Source organism: Bacillus sp. FJAT-53060, from assembly GCF_037104745.1.
Taxonomy (GTDB): Bacteria; Bacillota; Bacilli; order Bacillales; family Bacillaceae; genus Bacillus; species Bacillus stratosphericus_B.
Genome location: NZ_JBAWSW010000014.1, coordinates 1 through 25548, shown reverse-complemented (window position 1 = coordinate 25548; position 25548 = coordinate 1). Strand labels below are relative to the sequence as shown.

22 protein-coding genes, 2 pseudogenes and 1 other annotated feature are annotated in these 25548 nt (G+C 41.3%); of the genes and pseudogenes, 21 read left to right on the top strand and 3 right to left on the bottom strand.

Annotated features, from left to right (window positions below):
- The first annotated feature begins 130 nt into the window (after positions 1-130).
- Positions 131-2455 carry an endopeptidase La gene (gene lon, locus WAX46_RS07385; protein WP_336493572.1) on the top strand — a complete coding sequence of 775 codons (2325 nt, stop codon included), beginning with the start codon at positions 131-133 and terminating at the stop codon, positions 2453-2455.
- On the top strand, positions 2452-3039 hold the full coding sequence (yihA, locus tag WAX46_RS07380; RefSeq protein ID WP_336493571.1) for a ribosome biogenesis GTP-binding protein YihA/YsxC: 588 nt from the start codon (positions 2452-2454) through the stop codon (positions 3037-3039). Before lon ends, yihA begins: the two co-directional genes overlap by 4 nt.
- Positions 3040-3412: 373 nt before the next feature.
- Here the strand turns inward: yihA and WAX46_RS07375 are convergent, their stop codons facing one another.
- Entirely contained in the window at positions 3413-3907 is a 495-nt protein-coding gene (locus tag WAX46_RS07375; protein ID WP_226568784.1) for a hypothetical protein, read from the bottom strand.
- Positions 3908-4142: 235 nt separating this feature from the next.
- Here WAX46_RS07375 and hemA point away from each other — a divergent pair, with 235 nt between their 5' ends.
- The 8 genes and pseudogenes from hemA to ysxE all read left to right on the top strand — a co-directional run bounded on the left by hemA (position 4143) and on the right by ysxE (position 12837).
- Positions 4143-5510, top strand: a complete 1368-nt coding sequence (hemA, locus tag WAX46_RS07370) for a glutamyl-tRNA reductase (protein WP_226568839.1) — start codon at positions 4143-4145, stop codon at positions 5508-5510.
- A gap of 7 nt (positions 5511-5517) precedes the next feature.
- Positions 5518-6348, top strand: coding sequence for a cytochrome c biogenesis protein (locus WAX46_RS07365; RefSeq protein WP_226568781.1), 831 nt, complete (start codon positions 5518-5520; stop codon positions 6346-6348).
- A gap of 37 nt (positions 6349-6385) precedes the next feature.
- A complete protein-coding gene (gene hemC / locus WAX46_RS07360) occupies positions 6386-7321 on the top strand; it encodes a hydroxymethylbilane synthase (RefSeq protein WP_226568779.1) in 936 nt (311 codons plus the stop codon).
- Complete coding sequence (locus WAX46_RS07355) at positions 7318-8109, top strand: uroporphyrinogen-III synthase (protein WP_008342826.1); 792 nt, start codon at positions 7318-7320, stop codon at positions 8107-8109. Before hemC ends, WAX46_RS07355 begins: the two co-directional genes overlap by 4 nt.
- On the top strand, positions 8106-9077 hold the full coding sequence (gene hemB, locus WAX46_RS07350) for a porphobilinogen synthase (protein ID WP_226568777.1): 972 nt from the start codon (positions 8106-8108) through the stop codon (positions 9075-9077). The genes WAX46_RS07355 and hemB overlap by 4 nt, the downstream gene beginning before the upstream one ends.
- A 27-nt stretch (positions 9078-9104) precedes the next feature.
- Positions 9105-10397 carry a glutamate-1-semialdehyde 2,1-aminomutase gene (hemL, locus tag WAX46_RS07345; RefSeq protein ID WP_336493570.1) on the top strand — a complete coding sequence of 431 codons (1293 nt, stop codon included), beginning with the start codon at positions 9105-9107 and terminating at the stop codon, positions 10395-10397.
- A gap of 132 nt (positions 10398-10529) precedes the next feature.
- Positions 10530-10949: pseudogene (locus WAX46_RS15800) on the top strand (LysM peptidoglycan-binding domain-containing protein); the annotation flags it as partial.
- Positions 10950-11805: 856 nt separating this feature from the next.
- The gene (ysxE, locus tag WAX46_RS07335) at positions 11806-12837 is read left to right on the top strand and encodes a spore coat protein YsxE (protein WP_336493568.1); all 1032 of its coding nucleotides are present in this window, start codon (positions 11806-11808) and stop codon (positions 12835-12837) included.
- Between the two features lie 83 nt (positions 12838-12920).
- Here the strand turns inward: ysxE and WAX46_RS07330 are convergent, their stop codons facing one another.
- Positions 12921-13109, bottom strand: coding sequence for a hypothetical protein (locus WAX46_RS07330; RefSeq protein WP_003216497.1), 189 nt, complete (start codon positions 13107-13109; stop codon positions 12921-12923).
- 169 nt (positions 13110-13278) lie between these two features.
- Positions 13279-13507: a binding site (T-box leader), on the top strand.
- A 58-nt stretch (positions 13508-13565) separates the two neighbouring features.
- Between WAX46_RS07330 and WAX46_RS07325 the strand changes: the two genes are divergently transcribed.
- The 11 genes and pseudogenes from WAX46_RS07325 (at position 13566) to minD (ending at position 25193) form a co-directional block, all read left to right on the top strand.
- Positions 13566-16208: a valine--tRNA ligase gene (locus WAX46_RS07325; protein ID WP_336493567.1), complete on the top strand. Its 2643-nt coding sequence runs from the start codon at positions 13566-13568 to the stop codon at positions 16206-16208.
- A 65-nt stretch (positions 16209-16273) separates the two neighbouring features.
- Positions 16274-17578 (top strand): bifunctional folylpolyglutamate synthase/dihydrofolate synthase, encoded by a 1305-nt coding sequence (locus tag WAX46_RS07320; RefSeq protein WP_336493566.1) that lies wholly within the window; start codon positions 16274-16276, stop codon positions 17576-17578.
- 149 nt (positions 17579-17727) lie between these two features.
- Positions 17728-18459 carry a prepilin peptidase gene (locus WAX46_RS07315; protein WP_226568074.1) on the top strand — a complete coding sequence of 244 codons (732 nt, stop codon included), beginning with the start codon at positions 17728-17730 and terminating at the stop codon, positions 18457-18459.
- Positions 18460-18616: 157 nt separating this feature from the next.
- Complete coding sequence (locus tag WAX46_RS07310) at positions 18617-19633, top strand: SPOR domain-containing protein (RefSeq protein ID WP_336493565.1); 1017 nt, start codon at positions 18617-18619, stop codon at positions 19631-19633.
- Positions 19634-19812: 179 nt separating this feature from the next.
- Positions 19813-20381: pseudogene (locus WAX46_RS07305) on the top strand (Maf family protein).
- Positions 20382-20430: 49 nt separating this feature from the next.
- Positions 20431-21105, top strand: coding sequence for a RadC family protein (gene radC / locus WAX46_RS07300; RefSeq protein WP_226568080.1), 675 nt, complete (start codon positions 20431-20433; stop codon positions 21103-21105).
- Positions 21106-21195: 90 nt separating this feature from the next.
- Positions 21196-22218, top strand: a complete 1023-nt coding sequence (locus WAX46_RS07295) for a rod shape-determining protein (protein WP_226568071.1) — start codon at positions 21196-21198, stop codon at positions 22216-22218.
- 17 nt (positions 22219-22235) lie between these two features.
- Entirely contained in the window at positions 22236-23135 is a 900-nt protein-coding gene (gene mreC, locus WAX46_RS07290; RefSeq protein WP_226568070.1) for a rod shape-determining protein MreC, read from the top strand.
- On the top strand, positions 23132-23650 hold the full coding sequence (gene mreD / locus WAX46_RS07285; RefSeq protein ID WP_226568069.1) for a rod shape-determining protein MreD: 519 nt from the start codon (positions 23132-23134) through the stop codon (positions 23648-23650). Before mreC ends, mreD begins: the two co-directional genes overlap by 4 nt.
- A 53-nt stretch (positions 23651-23703) precedes the next feature.
- Positions 23704-24387 (top strand): septum site-determining protein MinC, encoded by a 684-nt coding sequence (minC, locus tag WAX46_RS07280; protein WP_226568068.1) that lies wholly within the window; start codon positions 23704-23706, stop codon positions 24385-24387.
- A gap of 2 nt (positions 24388-24389) precedes the next feature.
- Complete coding sequence (gene minD, locus WAX46_RS07275) at positions 24390-25193, top strand: septum site-determining protein MinD (protein WP_017358134.1); 804 nt, start codon at positions 24390-24392, stop codon at positions 25191-25193.
- A 68-nt stretch (positions 25194-25261) separates the two neighbouring features.
- Here the strand turns inward: minD and WAX46_RS07270 are convergent.
- Positions 25262-25548 (bottom strand): IS3 family transposase (locus tag WAX46_RS07270; protein ID WP_336493564.1); only part of this gene is annotated, 287 nt, incomplete at its 5' end.

Genomic DNA, 25548 nt, shown 5'->3' with positions numbered 1-25548 from the left:
TTTTCTTTTTCAAGATAAAAAGAAAGGGTATACTACGGTAAGATCATCATTTCTCAAGTCTTTTACATTGTACAAGACTGAAACAGGTATATTATAATGATTCATACTAGTGACGGAGGTGTCAATCAACATGGGAGATGAAATCAAAAAGAATGTTCCGCTCCTTCCATTGCGAGGTTTGCTTGTTTATCCAACAATGGTCTTGCATTTGGACGTTGGACGTGAGAAGTCTGTTCAAGCATTAGAACAGGCCATGATGAACGATCATATGATTTTTTTAGCAACACAGCGGGAAATTTCAATAGATGAACCAGGACAAGAAGAAATTTTCAAAGTCGGCACCTACACAAAAATCAAACAAATGCTGAAGCTGCCAAATGGAACGATTCGTGTACTTGTTGAAGGATTAAATCGAGCACAGATCGAATCATACGTGGAGCTAGAGGACTATACGTCAGTTAAGATTAAAGAGTTGGCAGAAGAAGAATTAAAGGACGCAGAAGCAGAAGCACTCATGCGCACTTTGTTAGATCACTTTGATCAGTACATAAAAATTTCAAAAAAAATTTCAGCTGAAACATATGCAACGGTGACGGATATTGAGGAACCGGGAAGAATGGCAGATATCGTCGCTTCTCACCTCCCGCTCAAATTAAAGGACAAACAAGAAGTACTGGAAACAGTCGATGTCAAAAAACGGCTTAACCGGGTCATCAGCTTGATTCACAATGAAAAAGAAGTGCTGGAGATAGAAAAGAAAATCGGACAGCGCGTCAAACGTTCAATGGAACGAACGCAAAAAGAATATTATTTGCGTGAACAAATGAAAGCCATCCAAAAAGAGCTTGGAGACAAAGAAGGGAAAACAGGAGAAGTCAGTTCATTAATGTCTAAAATTGAAGAGTCCAGCATGCCGGATTCTGTTCGTGAAACGGCATTAAAAGAACTGAACCGTTATGAGAAAATCCCTTCAAGCTCTGCCGAGAGCTCTGTGATTCGAAATTATATTGATTGGCTAATCCATTTACCGTGGGGTATTTATACGGAAGATCGTCTAGACTTAAAGCTTGCAAGCAAAATTTTAGATGATGAGCATCATGGGTTGGAAAAAGTCAAAGAACGTATGCTTGAATATCTTGCTGTACAGAAGCTAACAAATTCATTGAAGGGACCGATTCTTTGCTTGGCAGGACCTCCTGGAGTTGGGAAGACGTCACTTGCAAAATCTATTGCAAAATCACTGGATCGAAAGTTTATTCGTATCTCTCTTGGTGGTGTGCGTGATGAATCCGAGATTCGTGGTCATAGAAGAACCTATGTAGGTGCAATGCCGGGCCGTATCATTCGAGGGATGAGTAAGGCGGGTACCATGAATCCGGTGTTTCTTTTAGATGAAATTGATAAGATGTCTTCTGACTTTAGAGGCGATCCGTCATCTGCGATGCTTGAAGTGTTAGATCCAGAGCAAAATTATAACTTTAGCGATCATTATATTGAAGAGACATTTGATTTGTCTCAAGTGTTATTTATCGCAACTGCCAACAATTTAGCAACCATTCCGGGTCCACTTCGTGATAGAATGGAAATTATCACGATTGCAGGGTATACAGAGGTTGAAAAAGCGGAAATTGTGAAAGAACATCTTCTGCCGAATCAGCTAAAGGAGCACGGATTAAAGAAAGGGAACTTACAGCTTCGTGAAGCAGCGATTTACGATATGATTCGCTATTACACAAGAGAAGCAGGGGTTCGCGGATTAGAACGTCAGCTTGCGGCGATTTGCCGAAAAGCAGCAAGAGCGATTGTGGCTGAAGACCGCAAACGAATCACGGTGACGGAAAAGAACCTATCTGAATATCTCGGTAAAAGACTTTACCGTTATGGACAGGCTGAAACGGCAGATCAGGTGGGCGTTGTCACAGGACTTGCGTATACCACAGTTGGCGGAGACACCTTATCCATTGAGGTCTCACTCTCGCCAGGTAAAGGCAAGCTTTTGCTAACCGGTAAGCTTGGTGATGTCATGAGAGAATCTGCACAGGCGGCATTCAGTTATATCCGTTCAAAAGCAGATGAACTGAACATTGATCCTCATTTTAATGAAAAGCATGATATTCATATCCATGTTCCAGAGGGTGCGGTTCCAAAGGACGGGCCATCAGCTGGTATTACCATTGCGACTGCTCTTGTATCAGCACTCACAGGACGTCTTGTGTCAAAAGAGGTTGGCATGACAGGAGAAATTACGTTAAGAGGAAGAGTGCTTCCGATTGGCGGATTAAAAGAAAAAGCATTAGGTGCCCATCGAGCAGGACTGAAAACCATTATTCTTCCAAAGGATAACGAGAAGGATATTGATGATATTCCTGAAAGTGTGAGAGAAGGATTAACTTTTATTCCGGTTTCACATTTAGATGAGGTGCTAGAGAAAGCGTTAGTAGGAGAGGGAACATGAAAGTAACAAAATCAGATATTGTCATTAGTGCGGTGAAATCAGAGCAGTACCCAAGCGGGGGACTGCCTGAAATCGCACTTGCAGGACGATCAAATGTTGGGAAGTCCTCGTTCATTAACTCATTAATTAATCGTAAAAACTTAGCGCGTACGTCTTCTAAACCAGGGAAGACACAGACACTTAATTTTTACATTATTAATGATATGCTTCACTTTGTGGACGTTCCGGGCTACGGCTTTGCCAAAGTGTCGAAAACAGAGCGTGAAGCTTGGGGAAGAATGATCGAAACGTATATTACAATGCGTGAAGAATTAAAAGCAGTGTTGCAAATTGTGGATTTGCGTCATAAACCATCAGTAGATGATGTGAACATGTATGAATTCCTAAAATATTACGGCATTCCTGTGATCGTCATCGCAACAAAAGCGGATAAAATTCCAAAAGGCAAATGGGAAAAACATGCGAAAGTGGTAAAACAGACGCTTGACATTGACCCATCAGACGAATTAATCCTCTTCTCTTCAGAAACTAAAAAGGGAAAAGATGAAGCGTGGAATGCGATCCTTGCGAAGATTAACAGCTAAGAAGACAATAAAAAAGTTGTAGGAAAACATTTGTTTTCGTACAACTTTTTTTGATATGTGGAGAGAAAACGTAGAACATGAATGAGAACGATTCAGTTTTAATTCGTTTATCAAATCATCTTTTTTAGTTTTTTTTAATCCTCACTATAGAAGTATAGCGATCGCAGGTATGAATATATGATTATGACAGTTATCCCATTTATGTTGGAAAGCTCAAAATTTTTCAATATTCAATACGTCATTCCGTTATGTCTAGGCGGTTATTTGTCGTCTATCATCAATTAAACTGCATATTATTCTTCTCTAAGATGTGTATTATAAAAATTTATAAAACAGCCATTTGATGGCTTGTTAAACAATTTGATTGTATAAGTTATTTCTTTTTTAAAAATAATAAGAGGAGACTGACTGCAATCAGTACATATGGCCAGTACAATTCAAAACCGGAAGTCTGGATAGAGAGTGTGCTAAGCTGTTTTGTAATTTGCTGAAAGAAATTAAGGAACAGGCCAAGTAAAATGAGAACAACACTTTCTATACGATATTCCTTTTTCTGAGATGATTTCATCAAAAGCGCAAGGCCGATGATGAACACAATCATCGTAAATGTGTCTGGCCAGTGGTCCAATTTCGGCTGAAGAATAAAGTGTAGCGCAAGGCCCGTCATGAGCATACCGATAAACACATGAGAGGTTTCCTGCTCCTTCTTTCCTTGATATAAGAAAGCAAGGCCAAAAAGCAGTACAAGTGTATACCATTTCTCCTGATCATTCCAAATGTCAAATTGACCTCCTGAGAGAATGGCATATAGCGCTATAGCCAGCAAAGTGAGCGGTAGTAAAATGGATTTCTTCTTCAAAGATGTCACCTTCTTTTAAGCAAATCATTCATTTGTCCGCACGCGCCAAATCTGGTAAATTGCTTGAAGTGATGATATGGCATTCGATGTCGAACATTTTTCTACTATATCACAACATTTTTGAAATCTGTTCACAATTTTTATCCAGTTAAAAATAAATATATGTTATAATCATTATAAATAATAAATTCTATATTGTAATTATTATAAATTAGACAGGGCGTTGGGGGTGCAAGCTGAAGTTATGCATATTCTTGTTGTGGGTGTAGATTATAAAACAGCCCCTGTTGAGATACGGGAACAGCTGAGCTTTGAACCGAGCAAGCTCGGAACGGCGATGTCCAAGCTTAAAGAAGAAAAAAGCATTCTAGAGAATATCGTCATCTCAACATGTAATCGAACAGAGATCTACGCAGTTGTAGATCAGCTTCATACTGGTCGGTTTTATATAAAAAGATTTTTAGCAGATTGGTTCGGTTTAGAAAAAGAAGATGTCTCTCCATATTTGAAGTTTTATGAAAATGATGGAGCGGTTGAGCATTTATTCCGTGTGGCCTGTGGACTTGATTCTATGGTCATTGGTGAAACACAGATACTCGGTCAAGTGCGCTCAAGCTTTAAAGTCGCTCAAGAGGAGAAGACCATTGGTACCGTTTTCAATTATTTATTTAAGCAGGCGGTAACAGTCGCGAAGCGCTCTCATGCGGAAACAGATATTGCGTCTAATGCTGTATCTGTCAGCTATGCGGCAGTTGAACTTGCCAAAAAAATCTTTGGACATCTTTCTGATAAGCATGTCCTTATTCTTGGTGCGGGTAAAATGGGCGAGCTGGCGGCGCAAAACCTTCAAAGTCAAGGAATTGGTCAGGTAACGGTCATCAATCGAACGTATGAGAAAGCAAAAGAACTGGCTAGCCGTTTTTCAGGAGAGGCTAGGAGCTTAAATCAATTAGAAAAAATATTATCTGAAGCGGACATTTTAATTAGCTCGACAGGTGCTAAACAATTTGTCATTACAAAAGAGATGGTCGAAAATGCGAATAAAAAGCGGAAAGGCAGACCGCTATTTATGATGGATATTGCAGTGCCCCGTGATTTAGACCCAGCCATTTCTGAAGTAGAAGGTGTTTTTTTGTATGACATTGATGACCTAGAAGGCATTGTGGCAGCTAACTTAAAAGAACGCCGTGAAGTGGCTGAGCAGGTTGAGCTCATCATTGAAGCTGAAATTGTTGAATTTAAGCAATGGCTCAATACGCTCGGAGTTGTTCCAGTCATATCTGCTTTAAGAGAAAAAGCACTCTTGATTCAAGCAGATACGATGCAAAGCATTGAACGGAAGCTTCCAAACCTCACAAACCGTGAAATGAAGCTATTAAATAAACATACGAAAAGCATCATCAATCAAATGCTGAAAGATCCTATCTTAAAGGCAAAAGAAATTGCAGGGGAGCCGAATGCAGAGGAAAAACTTTTACTCTTTAAAGAAATCTTTGATTTAAAGATTGAAGATGAAGAGCAAAAGGTAGAGCCTGTACAGGTGGAGCAAGGGTCATTTCAGCTGTTCAAACCAAATGTGGCACAAGGCTTTGCTACAGTTGCTAGTGAGTGATTAGGCGATGATGGAATCCATTGTAGTGAGACTTAACGAAGCGACGATCTTGATCTATGCACTCAGTGTCTTGTTCTATTTCATAGATTTTCTTCAACACAACCGGAAGGCTGGAAAAATGGCTTTCTGGTTGCTTTCTATTGTCTGGCTACTGCAAACAGTCTACATGTTTTATATTATGATGGAAACAGACCAATTCCCTGTGTTAAATGTAGCAGAGGGGTTATATTTTTATACGTGGGTGCTTGTGACACTTTCACTCGTCCTCACAAAAGTATTACGCTTTGAATTTATTGTCTTTTTTACAAATGTGATTGGTTTTTCCATAATGGCGATTCACACCTTTACACCATCTGATCTCCATTCTGCGGAACTGACGGGGAAGTTAACGAGTGAACTGCTCGTCATTCATATTACAATGGCCATTTTATCATACGGTGCCTTTTCGCTTTCATTTGCTTTTTCACTTCTCTATCTCTTGCAATATCGTTTGCTGAAAAAGAAAAAATGGGGGAAATGGCTTCTGAGAATTGAAGACTTATCAAAGCTTGATCATATGGCCTACGTATTAAACATTATTGGCGTGCCAATGCTCTTGCTTAGTTTAATTCTTGGCATTATTTGGGCATATATTTCGTATGATACGTTGTACTGGATAGATGCAAAGGTGCTTGGTTCGTTTATTATCCTTTTTTTATACGGCTTTTACTTATACATCAGATTGGTGCGAAATATGCAGGGCAAAATCGTGGCACGATGGAATGTCGCTTCATTTTTTGTGCTGATGATCAATTATTTTCTGCTTGGTAGCTTATCAACCTTTCATTGGTTTCAATAATGATGAGTCTTAAGGGCATTGTCGGGAGGAAGGCGTAATGCGTACAATTAAAGTAGGTTCTAGACGAAGTAAGCTAGCAATTACACAAACAAAATGGGTCATTCAAAAGCTGTCTGAACTAAACCCTTCTTATTCTTTTGAAATAAAAGAAATTGTAACAAAGGGTGATCAAATTTTAGATGTGACCTTATCAAAGGTTGGCGGAAAAGGACTATTTGTCAAAGAGATTGAACAGGCGATGCTGAATCATGACATCGATATGGCGGTACACAGCATGAAAGATATGCCGGCAGCCCTCCCGGAAGGTTTAGTCATTGGCTGTATTCCTGAGCGTGAGGATGTGCGGGACGTACTGATTTCAAAGGATCATCTCCGTCTTCATGAACTGCCAAAGGGAGCCATTGTTGGAACGAGCAGCTTACGGCGCAGTGCCCAGCTTCTTCAGGAGAGACCAGATCTTGAGATTAAATGGATTCGAGGAAACATTGATACAAGACTTGAGAAGCTGAAAAATGAAGAATACGATGCCATTATTCTAGCGGCTGCCGGTTTGTCTAGAATGGGCTGGAGTAAAGAAGTCGTGTCGGAATTCTTATCTCCTGAAACTTGCCTTCCCGCCGTTGGCCAAGGTGCTTTGTCGATTGAGTGCCGCGGGGATGATAAAGAGCTATTGGAGCTTCTTGCTCAATTTACGAATGAATATACGAAGAAAACGGTTCTCGCAGAACGAGCCTTTCTTAAACAAATGGATGGCAGCTGTCAGGTGCCAATCGCTGGCTATGCAACGATGAATGAGCGTGATGAAATTGAACTGACGGGTCTTGTAGCATCTGCAGACGGGCATACGATCATTCGAGAAACCGTCACAGGGTCTGACCCTGAGGCCATTGGTACAGCGTGTGCGATGCAGATGTCTGATAAGGGAGCAAAGGATTTGATCGACAAGGTGAAAAAGGATCTGTCTTCCCAATGACGATAGCCAAATCGCTTTACGGACAGACGGTGCTTGTCACTCGAAATGAACGTCAAGCGGGTGCGTTTCAGCAGAAAATTGAAGCGCTGAACGGCCATGCTGTTTTAACCTCTCTTATCAGGTTTGAACCAACGCTTACAAAAGAAAAAGCGAAGGCATTTTTAGAAGACTTAGAAGCAAGCCATTGGCTTGTGTTTACAAGTGTAAATGGTGCGTCTTTTTTTCTCAGTTATATAGAGAAGCATCAATTACATCAAAGCTTATCCCACTTGAAAGTGGCGGCTGTAGGTGAAAAAACATCTGCCTATCTGATGCAGCACGGCTTAAAAGTGGATGTGGTTCCAGAACGTTTTATAGCAGAAGAACTGGCAGATGCTTTAATTGAACATGTACACCCAGAAGAATGTGTCTTTGTAGCAAAAGGCCACCTGTCACGAGATGTGGTGAAGAATACCCTCGTTCCGCTTGGCATTGACGTAAAAGAGTGGATTATATATGAAACAGTGAAGGATGAGGACGGAATTATCGCACTCAAGTCGGCCATGATGGAGCAATCATTTGATTTTATTACATTTACAAGCTCCTCCACTGTTCATTCTTTTATGCACGCCATGGAGGCTGATATCGATAGATTAGCTGCATCGGACACATGTTTTGTGAGCATCGGTCCTCTTACACAAGAGGCACTGCTTCAATACGGGATTTCTTCTGAAACCCCAGATACTTATACGATAGACGGGATGCTTGATTTGATGTGCCGTTTATCTGAAAGGAAGTTGAACCAATGATGAAATTTAACAGACACCGCAGATTGCGTACAAGCGCAGGAATGAGAGAATTGGTGAGAGAAACATTTTTAAGACCCTCTGATTTCATTTATCCTATCTTTTTTGTAGAGGGAGAGAATGTCCGGAAAGAAGTCCCTTCAATGCCGGGTGTCTATCACATTTCAGTTGATCTTGTGAAAGAAGAAGTCCAAGAGCTTGTTGACCTTGGGATTAAATCTATCATTGTTTTTGGGGTACCAGACCATAAAGACCATGTAGGCAGTGAAGCTTATCACGATCATGGGATCGTTCAAAAAGCAACGCTTGAAATCAAAAAGCATTTCCCAGAGCTTGTGGTCATTGCTGATACTTGCTTATGCCAATATACAGATCACGGACATTGCGGAATCGTTGAAGATGGAGAAATTTTAAATGATGAATCTCTTCAGCTCTTAGCGAAAACTGCTGTCAGTCAGGCTCGTGCAGGTGCAGATATCATTGCTCCATCAAATATGATGGATGGCTTTGTTATCGCAATTCGTGAGGCGCTTGATGAGGCCGGCTTTGTTCATGTGCCAGTGATGTCATATGCTGTGAAATATGCAAGTGCTTTTTACGGTCCGTTTCGTGATGCGGCGCATAGCACACCGCAGTTTGGAGATCGTAAAACGTATCAAATGGACCCTGCAAACCGTTTAGAAGCACTGAGAGAAGCACAGTCTGATGTAGAAGAAGGCGCTGACTTCCTAATCGTGAAGCCGTCACTTTCATACTTAGATATCATGCGTGATGTGAAAAATGAATTTACACTTCCTGTTGTTGCGTACAATGTGAGCGGAGAGTATGCAATGGTCAAAGCAGCAGCTCAAAATGGCTGGATTTCTGAAAAAGAGCTTGTTCTTGAAATGCTGACTAGCATGAAACGTGCAGGCGCAGAATTAATCATTACGTATCATGCAAAAGATGCAGCGAAATGGCTCTCAGAATAAAGAACGGATAGACAGGAGGACATTGAAATGGGACGTAGCTATGAAAAGTCAAAGCAAGCATTTAAAGAAGCGCAGCAGTTAATGCCGGGTGGTGTGAACAGCCCTGTGCGCGCATTTAAATCAGTCAATACAGACCCAATTTTTATGGAACGAGGAAAAGGCGCAAAAATATACGATATTGACGGAAATGAATATATTGATTACGTCTTATCGTGGGGACCGCTTATTTTAGGGCATACGAATGACCGTGTGGTTGAAAGCATTCAGCGAGTAGCTGAACATGGTACAAGCTTCGGTGCTTCTACTTTAGTTGAAAATGAATTAGCTAAGCTTGTATCAGAACGAGTTCCTTCTATTGAGGTCATTCGTATGGTCAGCTCTGGAACAGAGGCGACGATGAGTGCGCTTCGTCTAGCTCGTGGTTTTACGGGCAGAAACAAAATTGTGAAATTTGAAGGCTGCTATCATGGCCACGGTGATTCTTTGCTCATTAAAGCCGGTTCAGGTGTGGCAACGCTTGGACTTCCGGATAGCCCTGGTGTCCCTGAAGGTACAGCGAGCAATACGATCACCGTTCCATACAATGATTTAGAAAGCATCAAAGTCGCTTTTCAAGAATTTGGAGACGACATTGCAGGTGTCATTGTAGAACCAGTTGCAGGAAATATGGGTGTTGTCCCTCCGCAAGACGGTTTCTTGCAAGGGCTAAGAGACATTACAGAACAATATGGCTCTTTGCTCATTTTTGATGAGGTCATGACAGGCTTCCGTGTGGATTATCATTGTGCACAAGGCTATTTTGGCATTACGCCTGATCTGACATGTCTTGGTAAAGTCATCGGAGGCGGCCTGCCAGTTGGTGCTTATGGCGGTAGAGCGGACATTATGAGACAAATTGCGCCAAGCGGCCCGATTTATCAAGCAGGAACGTTATCCGGTAACCCTCTTGCAATGACAGCAGGCTTAGAAACGTTAAAGCAGCTTACCCCTCAGTCTTACGAAGAGTTTAGACGAAAAGGTGATAGGCTGGAAGAAGGAATTTCGAAATCGGCAAAAGCATATGGAATTCCATTAACGTTTAACCGTGCGGGTTCCATGATCGGATTCTTCTTTACGAATGAACAAGTTATCAATTACGACACAGCGAAAACAGCTGATCTGGCTTTATTCGCTGAATTTTACAAGGAAATGGCTGATCACGGCATCTTCCTTCCACCTTCTCAATTCGAAGGGTTATTCCTTTCAACTGCTCATACAGATGAAGACATCAAATATACGATTGAGTCAGTGCAAAAGGTTTTTCAAAAACTACGTCGATAAACGAAAGCAGATATGGTGACATATCGGCTTTTTTGCTTTGCAAGAAACCAATCATATTTTCACCGCCCCCCACATACACCTGTATTGACATCTAATTTATTTTGAAGGATTAGATGAAAGGAGGACACCGACTTGTCTCAAAACAACCGATTGCAGTTTTCTGTAGAAGAATCCATTTATTTTAAAAACGGACAGGAAGTCAGTGAGCTACTGTCAATTTCTCTCGATCCTGACATTCTCGTTCAAGAAGTGAATGATTATGTTTCCATTAGAGGTTCACTCGAGCTAACAGGAGAATACAACATATATCAAGAGGAGCTAATGGGTGAATCTAGTTCCTATGCATCATACAGGCAAGCTGATGAGGTCAAGGTAAGAGAAGACGGAACGGCAGAGCTTCTGCATCAATTTCCGGTGGATATCACCATCCCTAAGAACAAAATCAGTCATTTAAATGATGTGTTTGTGTTTATTGAGGCATTTGATTATCAACTGACAGAAAGCCGCTTGCTGACCATTCAGGCTGATCTAGCGATTGAAGGCTTGTTAGATGATGAGACGCCTCAAGCGCCTGTAGAGGAGCCCTATGAATTTGTCCATCGCTCTGAAGAAGAATTTGGCGATGTGACATATGAATATCAGGTGCAGAAGGATCAAGAGGAACAAGATGCGGACGATGGGCGTGAAGAATATGAGGAACAGGCTGTTTTACAAAGTGACGTACGTACCAAGCAAGGGGACGAAGAAATTAAAATAGAGCCGGTGATCATGGAAGAAACAGAAGAAGGGGAAGAACATGAGGACAAAGAAGAAGCAGTAACACTTGGTTATCGTTCTTTCCCAGAAGCTCAGGTGCAAGAGCCGCCATTTTTTGAACCGCCTAAGTTATTAGAAGAAGAGGAGCGAGAGGATACGTTCTTTGAGTTGGAAGTCAGAAAAGATCCTGAAGCAGCGGGTGAGCAAGAAAAAACGGTTCCAGCATATCCGACATTTGAACCACCTGCCGATCATGTGGAGCCGGTGCAAGAGGAGCGGGATGACACTTATCAAATTGAACGATTATACGAACGCGAAGCACCACAGGTGTATGAGTCAGCTCAAGAGGCTGAGGAATCCGAAAATGACGTGAGAGAAACGTCTGGCAGTGAGAATTCTCTTTATTTAACGAAGCTGTTCGCTAAGCAGGAGGAGGAAGATTTTTCTCGCATGAAAATATGTATAGTTCAGCAAGAAGATACGGTCGATCGTATTTGTGAGCGATATCAGTTGAATGTCCAGCAGCTCCTTAGAACGAACTCATTATCGGTTGATGCGGAGCTTGAAGAAGGGCAAATTCTTTATATTCCTGAATATCAAAAAAGCAATGCATAGCAAGAGATGACCGACCGAGAAAATGTGGTGAGTGAACGTGGATGAAATCCAACCAGTCTTATACGAATATGGGCTTGAGGCTGAATATATTGAACCCGTCAGTCCTGCTGTTGTCAAGGTGTACACAAAGCAGGGTGTATTTGCACTAAAGCGAGTAAAAGCACATCGACATATGCAGTTTACAGAGCAAATGCTTGAACTAGAGTCAAAAGGCTATCGCTCGTTTGTGCCGATTTATCGCACAAAGAGCGGTTCTTTTTTCTCAAGTCATCGCGAAAGTCAGTACGCATATTATCTCATGCCGTGGCTGACAAATGAAAAGAGAGAAGAGCAGGACGATAAACATGAATATTTATTCCAAGAGATTGCAAGACTTCATAAACGAACGGAAGTGATGGTGGACATCACAGAGCAAGAAATAGAAGCTCATTATACACAAATGAAGAGCAAATGGGAAACAGAGAAAGACATGTATGAACGATTCATAGAGCGGGCAGAACAAACATGGTATATGTCGCCGTTTGAGCTGGCCGCTGCTATGTATTTTTCAGAAGCGATGTCTGCAAGTGAATTTGCGCTTGAACGTTTAGAGGATTGGCATGAGGAAATGAAAGACCAAGAGACAACACGAGTTGTGCTCAATCATGGGCAGTTGTCGATTCATCACTTTTTGTACAATGATGTAGGCACAGGGCATTTCACCAATTTTGAGCGGTCTAAAAAGGCCGCTCCCATATATGACCTTCTGACCTTTTACTTTCGAACATTCAAAACTTATCCTACTTCTTGTCCTGAATGCACTTCTTTGTTTTATACGTATCAAAAGGGAAATCCACTTCGGGAGGAAGAACTTCATTTGTTCTTAAGCTACCTCGCTTACCCGCAGGGCTTGTTTGATACGGTGAAAGCCTATAAAGCAGGCGGGCAGGACGAGATGGAAAGCTGTCAGCAACTGTTAAGTATGTATTGGCAAATGAAAAATTCAGAGCCGACCGTCATGAAGATTCACGACATTGAGCAGGCTAGACGTCTTGAAGAAGAACAAAATGCCTCGTCATCAGCAGAATGACGAGGTTGTTTTATGATGGCTCTCTCCTTTTTCTGTTAAGGAATGGCCTATACATAAGTGTCAGCTTGTCATCGTCAGCTTTTTTAAAACCAATCAAGGTGAAACGCACAGGCGAGGAAAATAAGAATACCTAAGATGAGGACGTCAAATGTTGTGGGGAAAATGATCGTGCGAAACCCTTGAAATATGGCAATCGGGAGAACGACCTGGGAGGCAACTGCCCGAATTTGTCTAAGCCAGGGGGGAAGTGTATACGGATTGATCTTTTTCAAAATAAAACGCCCTCCTTCTTCATTTTGTTATTATCATATGGGCAATGAGGCGAAGGGTGCCTGCCCAATTTGTATAAAGAAGAAGAAAAGCGGAAAAGATGATTGACGAAAACAAAAGGCATTTAGTAATATTAATAAAAGATGATTATGTGCTGATGAACGTGATAAATCGTAAGCGTGGATCAGGAAGAGTACGAACAAGACCCTAAAGAGAGGGAAGCCGGCAGCTGAAAGGTTTCCTAGAATGTACTTGTTTGGAAGGTCGCCTGTGAGCTTAATTTCTTGAATGATAAAGTAGAGAAATTCGGGAGAACCCCGTTATCCTTTAGAGTGTACGTGACACGTATGTGTGTTCCGTGAAAAAAGGTGGTACCGCGAAAAGCTTTTTCGTCCTTTTATAAGGATGAAAAGGCTTTTTTACGTTTTATCAGCCGAAAAAATGTGGAGGTTACACAAATGGAAACAAATAATCAAGAAATGCCAACAAAGTACGATTCAAATGCGATTGAAAAAGACCGCTATACGTACTGGCTTGAAGGGAAATTTTTCGAAGCACAAAATGACAAAACGAAAGATCCATATACAGTCGTCATTCCTCCACCAAATGTGACCGGAAAACTGCACCTCGGACATGCTTGGGATTCAACACTTCAAGATATCGTAACACGCATGAAACGAATGCAAGGCTATGACGTTCTATGGCTTCCAGGAATGGACCATGCCGGCATTGCCACTCAAGCAAAGGTGGAGGCGAAGCTTCGTGAAGAAGGCGTGAGCCGTTATGACCTCGGACGTGAAAAATTTGTGGAAGAAACGTGGAAGTGGAAGGAAGAGTATGCTGATTTTATTCGCAGCCAGTGGGCGAAAATGGGCCTTGGCCTAGATTACTCGCGTGAACGTTTTACATTAGATGAAGGTCTGAATAAAGCCGTTCGCCAAGTGTTTGTTCAACTATATGAAAAAGGGCTCATCTATCGCGGAGAGTACATTATTAACTGGGATCCAGCGACAAAGACTGCACTTTCTGATATAGAGGTTATTTATAAGGATGTTCAAGGAGCGTTTTATCACTTGAGATATCCGCTTGAAGATGGAACAGGTTCGATTGAAATTGCGACAACAAGACCTGAAACAATGCTTGGAGATACGGCAGTAGCTGTCCATCCAGAAGATGAGCGTTATCAGCATTTGATTGGGAAAACAGTCATTTTACCATTGACAGGCCGTGAGATCCCAATCGTCGGTGATGACTATGTAGATATGGAGTTTGGTTCAGGAGCTGTGAAAATTACACCTGCTCATGACCCGAATGACTTTGAGCTTGGAAACCGCCATCAACTAGAACGAATTCTTGTGATGAATGAAGATGGTACAATGAATGAAAATGCAATGCAATACAAAGGGATGGACCGTTTCGAATGCCGTAAACAGCTTGTGAAAGATTTACAAGATGAAGGTATTTTGTTCAAAATTGAGGATCACATGCATTCAGTTGGTCACAGTGAGCGGAGCGGAGCTGTTGTTGAGCCATACTTATCTACACAATGGTTTGTAAAAATGCAGCCGCTGGCGGATGAAGCCATCAACCTGCAAAAAGGTGATGAGCAAGTCCAATTTGTCCCTGATCGATTTGAAAAGACGTATTTACACTGGATGGAAAATATCCGCGACTGGTGTATTTCTCGTCAGCTATGGTGGGGACACCGCATCCCGGCTTGGTATCACAAAGAAACGAAAGAAGTATACGTTGGGCTGGAAGCGCCAGAAGATATCGAGAACTGGGAGCAGGATCACGATGTCCTTGATACATGGTTTAGTTCAGCGCTTTGGCCTTTCTCTACAATGGGCTGGCCGGATGCAGACAGTGAAGATTTCAAGCGTTACTATCCAACAAATCTGCTTGTAACCGGCTATGACATCATCTTCTTCTGGGTGTCTCGTATGATCTTCCAAGGTCTCGAATTTACAGGAGAAAAACCATTTAAAGATGTCCTTATTCATGGGCTCATCCGCGACGAACAAGGACGTAAAATGAGTAAATCGCTTGGCAACGGAATCGATCCGATGGAGGTCATCGACAAATACGGTGCGGATTCATTAAGATATTTTTTAGCCACTGGAAGTTCACCAGGTCAGGATCTACGTTTTAGCTTTGAAAAGGTTGAATCCACTTGGAACTTTGCGAACAAAATTTGGAATGCTTCCCGTTTTGCTTTAATGAATATGGATGGTTTTACGTATGATGAGCTTGTTTTGACAGGTGAAAAATCAGTTGCTGATCAATGGATTTTAACACGCTTAAATGAAACAATTGAAAGTGTCACACAGCTTGCTGACAAGTATGAATTCGGAGAAGTGGGCAGACATTTATACAACTTCATTTGGGATGATTTCTGTGATTGGTATATTGAAATGGCGAAGCTTCCGCTTTATGGAGAGGACGAAGCAGCGAAGAAAACCACTCGTTCAATCCTAGCATATGTATTAGATCAAACGATGAGACTTCTTCATCCGTTTATGCCGTTCTTAACAGAAGAAATTTGGCAGCATCTTCCGCATGAAGGAGAATCCATTACCGTTGCGAAATGGCCTGAAGTGAAGCCGGAGCTTTCAAACGAACATGCTTCTGCTGACATGAAGCTGCTTGTTGAACTCATTCGCACTGTTCGTAACATTCGCAGTGAAGTGAACACGCCAATGAGCAAACAAGTCGATCTTTACATCAAAGCATCCACTTCTGATGTACAAGAACGTTTAGAGAAAAATCGTTCATATATTGAGCGCTTCACGAATCCAAGTGTTCTTGAAATTGGCACAGATGTCCCGGCTAGTGATAAAGCGATGACGGCTGTTATTTCTGGAGCAGAACTCATTCTACCGCTTGAAGGTTTAATTAATTTAGACGAAGAAATCGCTCGACTGCAAAAAGAGCTTGATAAGCTGACAAAAGAAGTAGAACGCGTACAGAAAAAGCTTGGGAATGAAGGCTTTATGAAAAAAGCACCCGAAAGTGTCGTAGAAGAAGAGCGTGCAAAAGAACGTGATTATGTCGCAAAACGCGAAGCTGTTCAAAAGCGTATTGAAGAGCTGAAAGCATAATGTTGAAAAGACGGCTCCTGACTGAATGGAGTCGTTTTTTTTGAAAATTTCGTATGAAAGGGGAGATGGCATTGTTTACAACTTATCATGAAGCCATTGAGTGGATTCATAGCAGACTAGCCTTCGGCGTAAAACCGGGTATTGAAAGAATGAAGTGGTTAATGAACAGACTAGGCCATCCTGAACAAAAAATAAAAGCGGTACATGTTTCAGGGACAAATGGAAAAGGGTCAACCATTGCGTTTGCTCGTTCCATTTTACAGGCAGCCGGCTATACAGTCGGAACCTTTACCTCTCCGTTTATTTTAACGTTCAATGAACGAATCAGTGTAAATGGGGAACCTATTCAGGATGAAGAGTGGCTGAGTTTGGTGAATGAGATCAAGCCTTTTGTCGATGAATTAGATAATACAGAGCTTGGCGTAGCAACAGAATTTGAAATCATTACAGCATGTGCCTTTGTTTATTTTGCCCATGTGCACCAGGTAGACTTTGTCCTCTTGGAAACAGGGCTTGGAGGTAGACTTGATTCTACAAATGTGGCAGCACCCATCTTAACAGCAATTACGTCGATTGGTCACGATCATATGGCCATTTTAGGCGACACACTTGACCAGATTGCAGCAGAAAAAGCTGGCATTATTAAAGCTGGGATTCCGATGATCACGGCCGTTCATCAAGTGGAAGCTCTTACTGTGATTCAACACAAAGCCAAAGAAAAGAATGCGCCGTTTATCTCGTTACATGATACTTGTACATTTAAGGACCAGCATCCGACTGAAACAGGTGAACGCTTCACATTCACTACCCCAAAAAGGGAGTATCGGCATCTAGAGACTGGGTTAATCGGAACGCATCAAAGGCAGAACGCCTCCCTTGCCGTTCTATTGATCGAATGGCTGGAGCAAGAAGGATATATCCATGTGCTAGATGAGCAAGTGTATGAAGGAATTCGGCAAGCGGTGTGGGCTGGAAGATTTGAAAAGATCCAAGATCAGCCTCTTGTTTATTTAGATGGTGCTCATAACGAAGAAGGAATGGACCGTTTAATCGAAACCGTACAAGCTCATTTTTCCAGTAAACAAGTTCATGTATGTTTTAGTGCGTTAAAAGATAAACCTTACAAACAAATGATCGAAAAGCTTGAAAGGATTAGTTCATCGATTCATTTTGTTTCCTTTGACTTTCCGAGAGCTGAATCAGCGGAAAAGCTTTATGCTTGCAGCCATTTAAAAGCAAAATCGTTTGATGAAGACCCTCGTGCAGTGCTTGACTTCATTCAGAAAAAAAGAGATGACCCTGCAGCAATGATTCTGGTGACAGGTTCCCTTTATTTTATCTCAGATGTACGAAATCGTATTTTACAGTAAGGAAAAGACGCACATTGCCTCTATGCAATGTGCGTCTTTTTCTTTTGATATGTAGAAGAGGAGATTAAAATCACATTTTCGCTAGATGCTCAAGATGAATGGCTATGGTACAATCCGGTCTATTCTATCCCCGGAAGGAGTCAATGAATATGATTGACATACTTGTGTTTCTTGCAGGCATCACTATGGGCTCTTTTTTCCACCTAGTTGGCGAAAGGCTGCCAATGAAGCGGTCTATTCTTCTTCCGCGTTCTCACTGTGGTGCTTGTAAACAGACGCTCTCTCTGTATGAAATGATCCCGCTCGTTTCGTATGTTGTATTGAAAGGATCATGTAAGCATTGCGGCACCCGGTTGTCTTTGCTTTACCCAATGGTTGAACTGCTATTAGGTAGCCTTTTTTTGCTCATTTATAGGGTCACTGGTTTATCGTTTGAAGGTCTTTTTCTTGCGATTCTTTGTAGTTTATTCGTGATTGCTGTCGTGAGTGATCTTCTATATATGAGGGTGCCAAACGAGTTGTTTTTCTTCTATTTTCCACTTTTCGTCATATACCGCACGCTGGAACCGCTTTTTATTTGGTGGGAAGGAGTGTCTTCACTGCTTTTTTCTTTTCTTTTGTTCTATAGTATAGATCGTTTCAAGCCAAATAGCATCGGCGGAGCTGACATAAAGCTTTTCGCTGTTCTTGCGTTTTGCTTTGGTTTCAAGGCATTCCTCATCATTCTTTTCCTCTCATCTGTCACGGGAATGGTCTATGCGAAGGTATTTTCCTTTCGATTAGACGAGCCGTTTCCCTTTGTTCCTGCGATCGCCTTTTCTTTTTTGCTTTATCTCTTTGGTCCTTTTATCTTGACCCTATTCACCAAATTGATCGGATGAGAAAATTGGCGAACACTTTTTTAGACTGCCGACAAAAGTCTTGTTCTTTTTTTTACATGCTATGTTAAAGTGTGAAACAGAAAGAAGGACGGGTTATATTCGCGCTGATTCATTGGACAGAAAGGTCTTTCTTATAAACAATGTCAGAAAGCGGGGAATGAAAGTGAAAAAAAGGCAGGCAAAAAAGCAAGGCTTAAAGGTCAATATTAATGGGAAAGAAGAAGTGCTTCATGAAGATGAGCATCAGCCCCAAAAACAGCAAGAGGATCATGTGACGTTTTCAAACTGGGAGGAAAAAAGGCAATCGGAACAGGAGACAGCAGCTTCTCAGGAAGAACCGTCTAAACCGAAAGAAGAAGATTTCCAGTGGGACGACGCAGCTGATCATATTTACCACTCTGATCCAAAGGTTGTTACACCTTATCAAAAGAAAAAAGGCTCATTCGATCAGAAGTTCAGTAAAAACCATGGTCCCTTCAAGAGAGTAATAACAACGATTGTATTTGCAGTGGTCCTTGGGACAGGTCTCGGTGTGTTTGCGCTAAGTTTAAGTCAAGATGGTTCAGACAATCCGTCCGGCGGAGATCATATTAGTGTCTCAGCATCTGGAAGCCAACCTTCGATGAAAGCTGGAGAGGATTCGCAACCAGCGGGTACTACAGATAAATCAAAAGAGAATAAAGATGAAAAAAGTGTCTCTGGCAGTTTTTCAACCTTTGTCGTACAGGCTGGGAAGTTTTCTTCTGAAAAAGGAGCAGATGACTTGGTTGGCAGTTTAAAAGATGCAGGATATGCGGGAAAGAAAGTATCAATAGATGATGGATATTACGTGATTGCTGGGCTTGCCAAAGAACAAGGGATGACAAGCGCTGTTGGGAAAAAGCTAATTGATCAGCACTTTGAAGCATGGGGAGGCAAGAAGCTCTCGTTTCAAGTGCCAGATGAGCTGACAGGATTGATCGAAAAGGCATCCGTTTTATCCTCTAAGGTCATTGCAGGGGATGAAGTAGAGAAAAATGAAGTTGCGCAGCTGATCTCTGAGCTGGAAAGTACCAAAACAACTGACGCATCAGCCAAAAGCAGTTTGCTGAAAGCTGTTCAACTGTTAAATGACCCGACTGCTGAAAATGGGTGGAAATCTCAGCAAGCGCTGCTTGACCAATTAAATACGTAAAATCAATTTTTAAGAAAGCAAACTAGTCAGAAAAATGACTAGTTTTTTTCTTTTGCTTCCAACATAATGATGAAGGAGCTTGAAAAATAAATTTTCATAAATTGTCGGTAAGATGTACATTTGATAGGATGAATGGGTATCTTACTTCTTTAGGCTAAACCCTGAAAGGATGAACAAACATGAACCAGTTGATTCTCGCATCTCAATCACCTAGAAGAAAAGAATTGCTTGATTTAGCAGGTTTTTTTATGACATTCAAGCAAGTCATTTAAAAGAAGAAATAAATCGAAACCTTTCACCTGCTAAGAACGTCCAATGGTTGGCAGAACAAAAAGCAAATGATATTCAAGAAATACATCCCAAAGCTGTGATCATTGGTGCAGATACGATTGTTGCTATTGACGGCAAATGTCTTGGGAAACCAAAAGACAAGGAAGAAGCAGCCGCAATGCTTCAATTATTGTCAGGCAAGACACATCAAGTCTTGACTGGTGTCACGATTCAATCAGAGAATAGAAAAGAAACGTTTTATGAACAGACAGAAGTGACATTTTGGTCGCTCACGCAAAACGAAATAGACCGTTATATTGAAACTGGCGAGCCGCTTGATAAAGCTGGAAGCTACGGCATTCAAGGAAAAGGTGCACTGTTTGTTCAAAAAATAGCTGGTGATTATTTTTCTGTTGTAGGACTTCCTATTGCCAAAACAGTCAGAGTGCTTGAAACATTTGGGATCACCCCTTTTTGATGACGGGAAGGAATTCTAAAAAGGAGTGTTCATCATTAACCATTTCCCTATGTTGCTTAAGCATTTCCCTCATGATGAAAAGCCGCGAGAACGATTTATTAAATATGGTCCAAGTAGTTTGTCAAACCATGAACTTGTCGCAATCCTTTTAAGAACTGGCGCAAAAAAGGAATCTGTTCTTCAAATATCCGCAAGACTTCTGCAAACATTTGGCGGTCTTCGTTCTGTGAAGGAAGCTTCTATTGAAGAACTGTCAAAGATTCGAGGAGTTGGAAAAGCGAAGGCGGTCTCTCTTTTAGCTGCTTTAGAACTTGGTACTAGATTACACCATCAAACGTCGGATAACCCTTATGTCATCCGAACGCCGGAGGATGGGGCGAACTTTGTCATGGAAGATATGAGATTTTTGACACAGGAAAATTTCGTTTGTCTTTATCTCAATACAAAAAATCAGGTTCTTCATAAACATACCGTGTTTATTGGAAGTCTGAACTCATCGATTGTTCACCCACGCGAAATATTTAAAGAAGCCTTTAAACGTTCGGCGGCTTCATTTATATGTGTGCACAACCATCCATCTGGAGATCCAACGCCTAGCAGGGAAGATATTGAAGTTACAAAGCGACTTTTTGAATGTGGAAAGCTGATTGGAATACAGCTGCTTGATCATCTTGTCATAGGTGATCAAAAATTTGTGAGTTTGAAGGAAAAAGGGTATTTGTAACACTTTTTTTTTCAATGTTTTACGATATAATAGAGTTTATGAGTTTTTCCCTTAAGGGAATTTTGGTTGAAGAAAGGAAGATACATACATATGTTTGGAATTGGTACAAAAGACCTTGGAATAGATCTTGGAACAGCGAATACACTTGTTTTTATTAAAGGAAAAGGCATTGTTGTGAGAGAACCGTCTGTCGTAGCTTTGGAAACTGATACGAAGTCTATAGTAGCTGTCGGAAATGACGCTAGAAATATGATTGGCCGTACACCTGGTAATGTTGTGGCACTTCGCCCAATGAAAGACGGAGTCATTGCAGATTACGAGACGACAGCAACAATGATGAAATACTACATTAATCAAGCATTAAAAAACAAAGGGCTATTTGCTCGTAAACCTTACGTGATGGTATGTGTGCCATCTGGTATTACAGCTGTAGAAGAGCGTGCAGTCATTGATGCAACAAGACAAGCTGGTGCACGTGACGCTTATCCTATTGAAGAACCCTTTGCAGCTGCGATCGGTGCTAACCTGCCTGTATGGGAGCCAACAGGAAGTATGGTTGTAGATATTGGCGGCGGTACAACAGAAGTGGCCATTATTTCACTTGGGGGCATTGTGACATCTCAATCGATTCGTGTTGCAGGAGATGAAATGGATGAGGCAATCAGCAGTTACATCCGTAAAACGTATAATCTCATGATCGGTGATCGTACTTCAGAAGCAATTAAAATGGAAATCGGCTCTGCACAGCCAGACGAACATGATGAGATGGACATTCGCGGACGTGACCTTTTAACAGGTCTTCCAAAAACCATCTCTATTACGGCGGAAGAGGTTGCAAAAGCGCTTCGTGATACGGTGGAGACAATTTTAGATGCGGTGAAAGTCACTCTTGAAAAAACCCCACCTGAGCTAGCGGCAGATATTATGGATCGCGGAATCGTTTTAACAGGCGGCGGTGCATTACTGCGTAATCTTGATAAAGCCATTAGTGATGAAACAAAAATGCCAGTCATTATTGCTGAGGACCCACTAGACTGTGTGGCGATCGGAACAGGGAAAGCACTAGAACATATTCACTTGTTCAAAGGAAAATCAAAAGATAATCGGGCGTAAATAAAGAGGTGTAAGACATGCCGCAGTTTTTTATGAATAAAAGATTAATGTTGCTCTTTGTCTGTATCATCGTACTGGTGGCCATGATTGGTTTTTCAGTAAAAAGAGAAAGAGGTGCTTCATGGCCGGAAAAATTAGTGGGGGATACGACAGGCTTTTTTCAAAGTGTATTTCATAAACCATCACAATTTATTGCCGGTATTTATGAAAACGTACAAGATTTAAAGAACACGTATGATGAAAACGAGCGTCTTCGAAAAAAACTTGATGGACAAACTCAATATGAGGCGAAAATTCAAGAACTAGAAGATGAGAACAAAAAGCTCCGCAAGCAGCTCGGATATGTGAACTCTATTCGTGATTATACGCCCATTCTCTCAACTGTCATTGCGAGAAATCCGTCCCTTTGGGATAGCTTTGTGATGATTGATAAAGGGAAAAAACAAGGCGTTGATAAAGATATGGCGGTCACAAATGAGAGTGGTGCGTTAATTGGTAAAATTGAAAGTGATAAGCTCAACAATTTCACTTCGACTGTAAGGTTGCTAAGCTCTACAGACCAAAATAATAGAATTTCAACGAAAATTTTTGCGAAAAAGGGCAAAGAAGAACTCAATGGAATTATTAATGGCTATGACAGCAAGAAAAAAATGTTGACAATGAATATTCTAAAATCCGATGCTGATGAGGATGTCAAAAAAGGAGATCTTGTTGAAACATCTGGAGCAGGGGGCGTTTTCCCGCAAGGCTTGACGATTGGTAAGGTGAGTGAAATCGAACCTGACCATTACGGACTGACAAAAATCATTTATGTAGAACCAGCTGCTGACCTCAACAATTTAGATTGCGTGATTGTTGTGAATCGCAGCACAAGTACGGCAGATGCATCTGAATTGACGAAGGGGGAAGGCTCGTGAAACGTGTCCTTCTTGCTTTTGTCATGTTGTTTATCTTCGTATTTGACAGTATTTTTGTTAATTTAGTGAAGCTTCCATTTGTTTCAGAGAATCAAGTTTTAGCACCTCATTTCATCTTACTTGCACTTGTATTTATGACAGCTTTTATGAATCAAAAATATGGTGTGATTTACGGATTTATCTTTGGACTTTTATATGATATTTCGTATACAGGCATACTTGGTGTTCATATGTTTGGCTTTGGTACTCTCTGCTATTTGTTAGCGAAAGCCTTCAAAGTCCTTCAGACGAATATTTTAGTTGTTGTCTTTCTGTCGATTATTGCTGTTTCTGTCATGGAGTTTTATGTGTACGGTGTTCAAGCAACGATTCAAACAGGGATTATGCCTTTTAATACGTATGTCATCGAACGCTATATTCCAACGATTCTTTTAAATACTGCTGCGTCTCTCATACTTGTTGTGCCGCTTAGGCTCTTTTTCATCAATGTGAAACAAGGACTGATCGACGAATAAAAGCAGGAGTTTGTCCAATTACGGAGAATGAGTATGTTGTTGAGGTGAGCATCTTGAAAACTCAAAAACAGCAATATGTGACGATAAAAGGTACAAAAAACGGTTTAACATTACAGTTAAATGATGACTGTTCGTTTGAAGACCTTCTTTCTGGCTTGCGTGAGATTCTTTTACTTGAGCAATACTCAGATGGAAGAGACGGGCATAAAGTCAATGTGCATATTAAACTTGGTTTACGGTATTTAACAGAGGATCAGGAGACACGTTTGACTGAAGCGGTGTCTGAAAATGAACATCTTGTGATTCATTCCATTGAAAGTGACGTCATGTCAACTGAAGAAGCGAGACGATTAAAGGCAGAGGGTGAAATAACGTCTGTAGCGAAAATTGTCCGCTCTGGACAGGTGCTTTACGTTGAAGGAGATCTTCTATTAATAGGAGATGTCAATCCTGGCGGAACCATTCGCGCAGGGGGAAATATTTTTGTGCTCGGTGCGTTAAAAGGCGTGGCGCATGCTGGATGTAATGGAAACAAACAAGCTGTCATTGCGGCATCTCATATGATTCCAACACAGCTGCGCATCGCACAAGTTTTTAACCGTGCACCAGATCAAAAAGAAGATGGAAATGAAATGGAATGTGCTTATTTAGATATAGAGGGCAATATGATCATTGAACGCCTGCAGCAATTGGCTCATATAAGACCTAATCTGACAAGGCTTGAGGGAGGAATGTGAAATTGGGCGAGGCTATTGTGATTACCTCAGGAAAAGGCGGCGTTGGCAAAACAACAACATCTGCAAACTTAGGCACGGCACTAGCAATTCAAGGGAAAAAAGTGTGTCTAGTTGATACCGATATTGGCCTTCGGAATTTGGATGTCGTGATGGGGCTTGAAAACCGCATTATTTATGATCTAGTCGATGTAGTAGAAGGGAGATGCAAAATCCACCAAGCGCTTGTAAAAGATAAGCGTTTCGAGGATCTTTTGTATCTTTTACCTGCTGCTCAAACAAGCGATAAAACCGCAGTAGAGCCTGAGCAGATCAAAGAATTAATTCAATCATTGAAACAAGACTTTGATTATGTTGTCATTGATTGCCCTGCTGGAATTGAGCAAGGCTTTAAAAATGCTGTGTCAGGTGCGGACAAGGCAATTGTTGTTACGACGCCTGAAATCTCGGCTGTGAGAGATGCGGACCGAATTATCGGCTTGCTAGAACAAGAAGATATCGAACCGCCACGTTTAATTGTAAACCGAATTCGTACACACATGGCGAAAAATGGTGATTCAATGGATGTTGATGAAGTTGTTCATCATTTATCAATTGATCTTCTTGGCATTGTAGCAGATGATGATGATGTCATTAAGGCATCAAACAATGGTGAACCCATTGTAATGGATGCCAAAAACAAAGTATCGATTGCGTATCGTAATATTGCTCGCCGCGTACTAGGTGAATCAGTTCCACTTCAATCATTTGAAGAAGAAAACAAAGGTATGTTTGCAAAGCTCAAAGCATTTTTCGGCGTCAGAGCATAATCGTTTACGCGAAAAAGACCGATTCGATGAGTGGTCTTATCCCTGTCAAGTAGACAATTATAAAAAGCCTAACCTGCCAGTGTGTGACGGTATTCTACCGGAGCACACTGGTTTAATTTTTTCTGGAATCGATCGTGATTATAGAATTGAATGTAATCTTCTATGCTTTTATGAAGCTCTTTTTCCGTTTGACACGAAGAAAAGTAAGTGTTCTCTGTTTTGAGATGGGAGAAAAATGATTCGATACAGGCATTATCTAGGCAGTTTCCCCTTCGGGAATGACTGCCCTTCAAACCAACGTTTTCTAGTCGCTTTTGATATGCTTTTGTTGTGTATTGGAATCCTTGATCTGAAT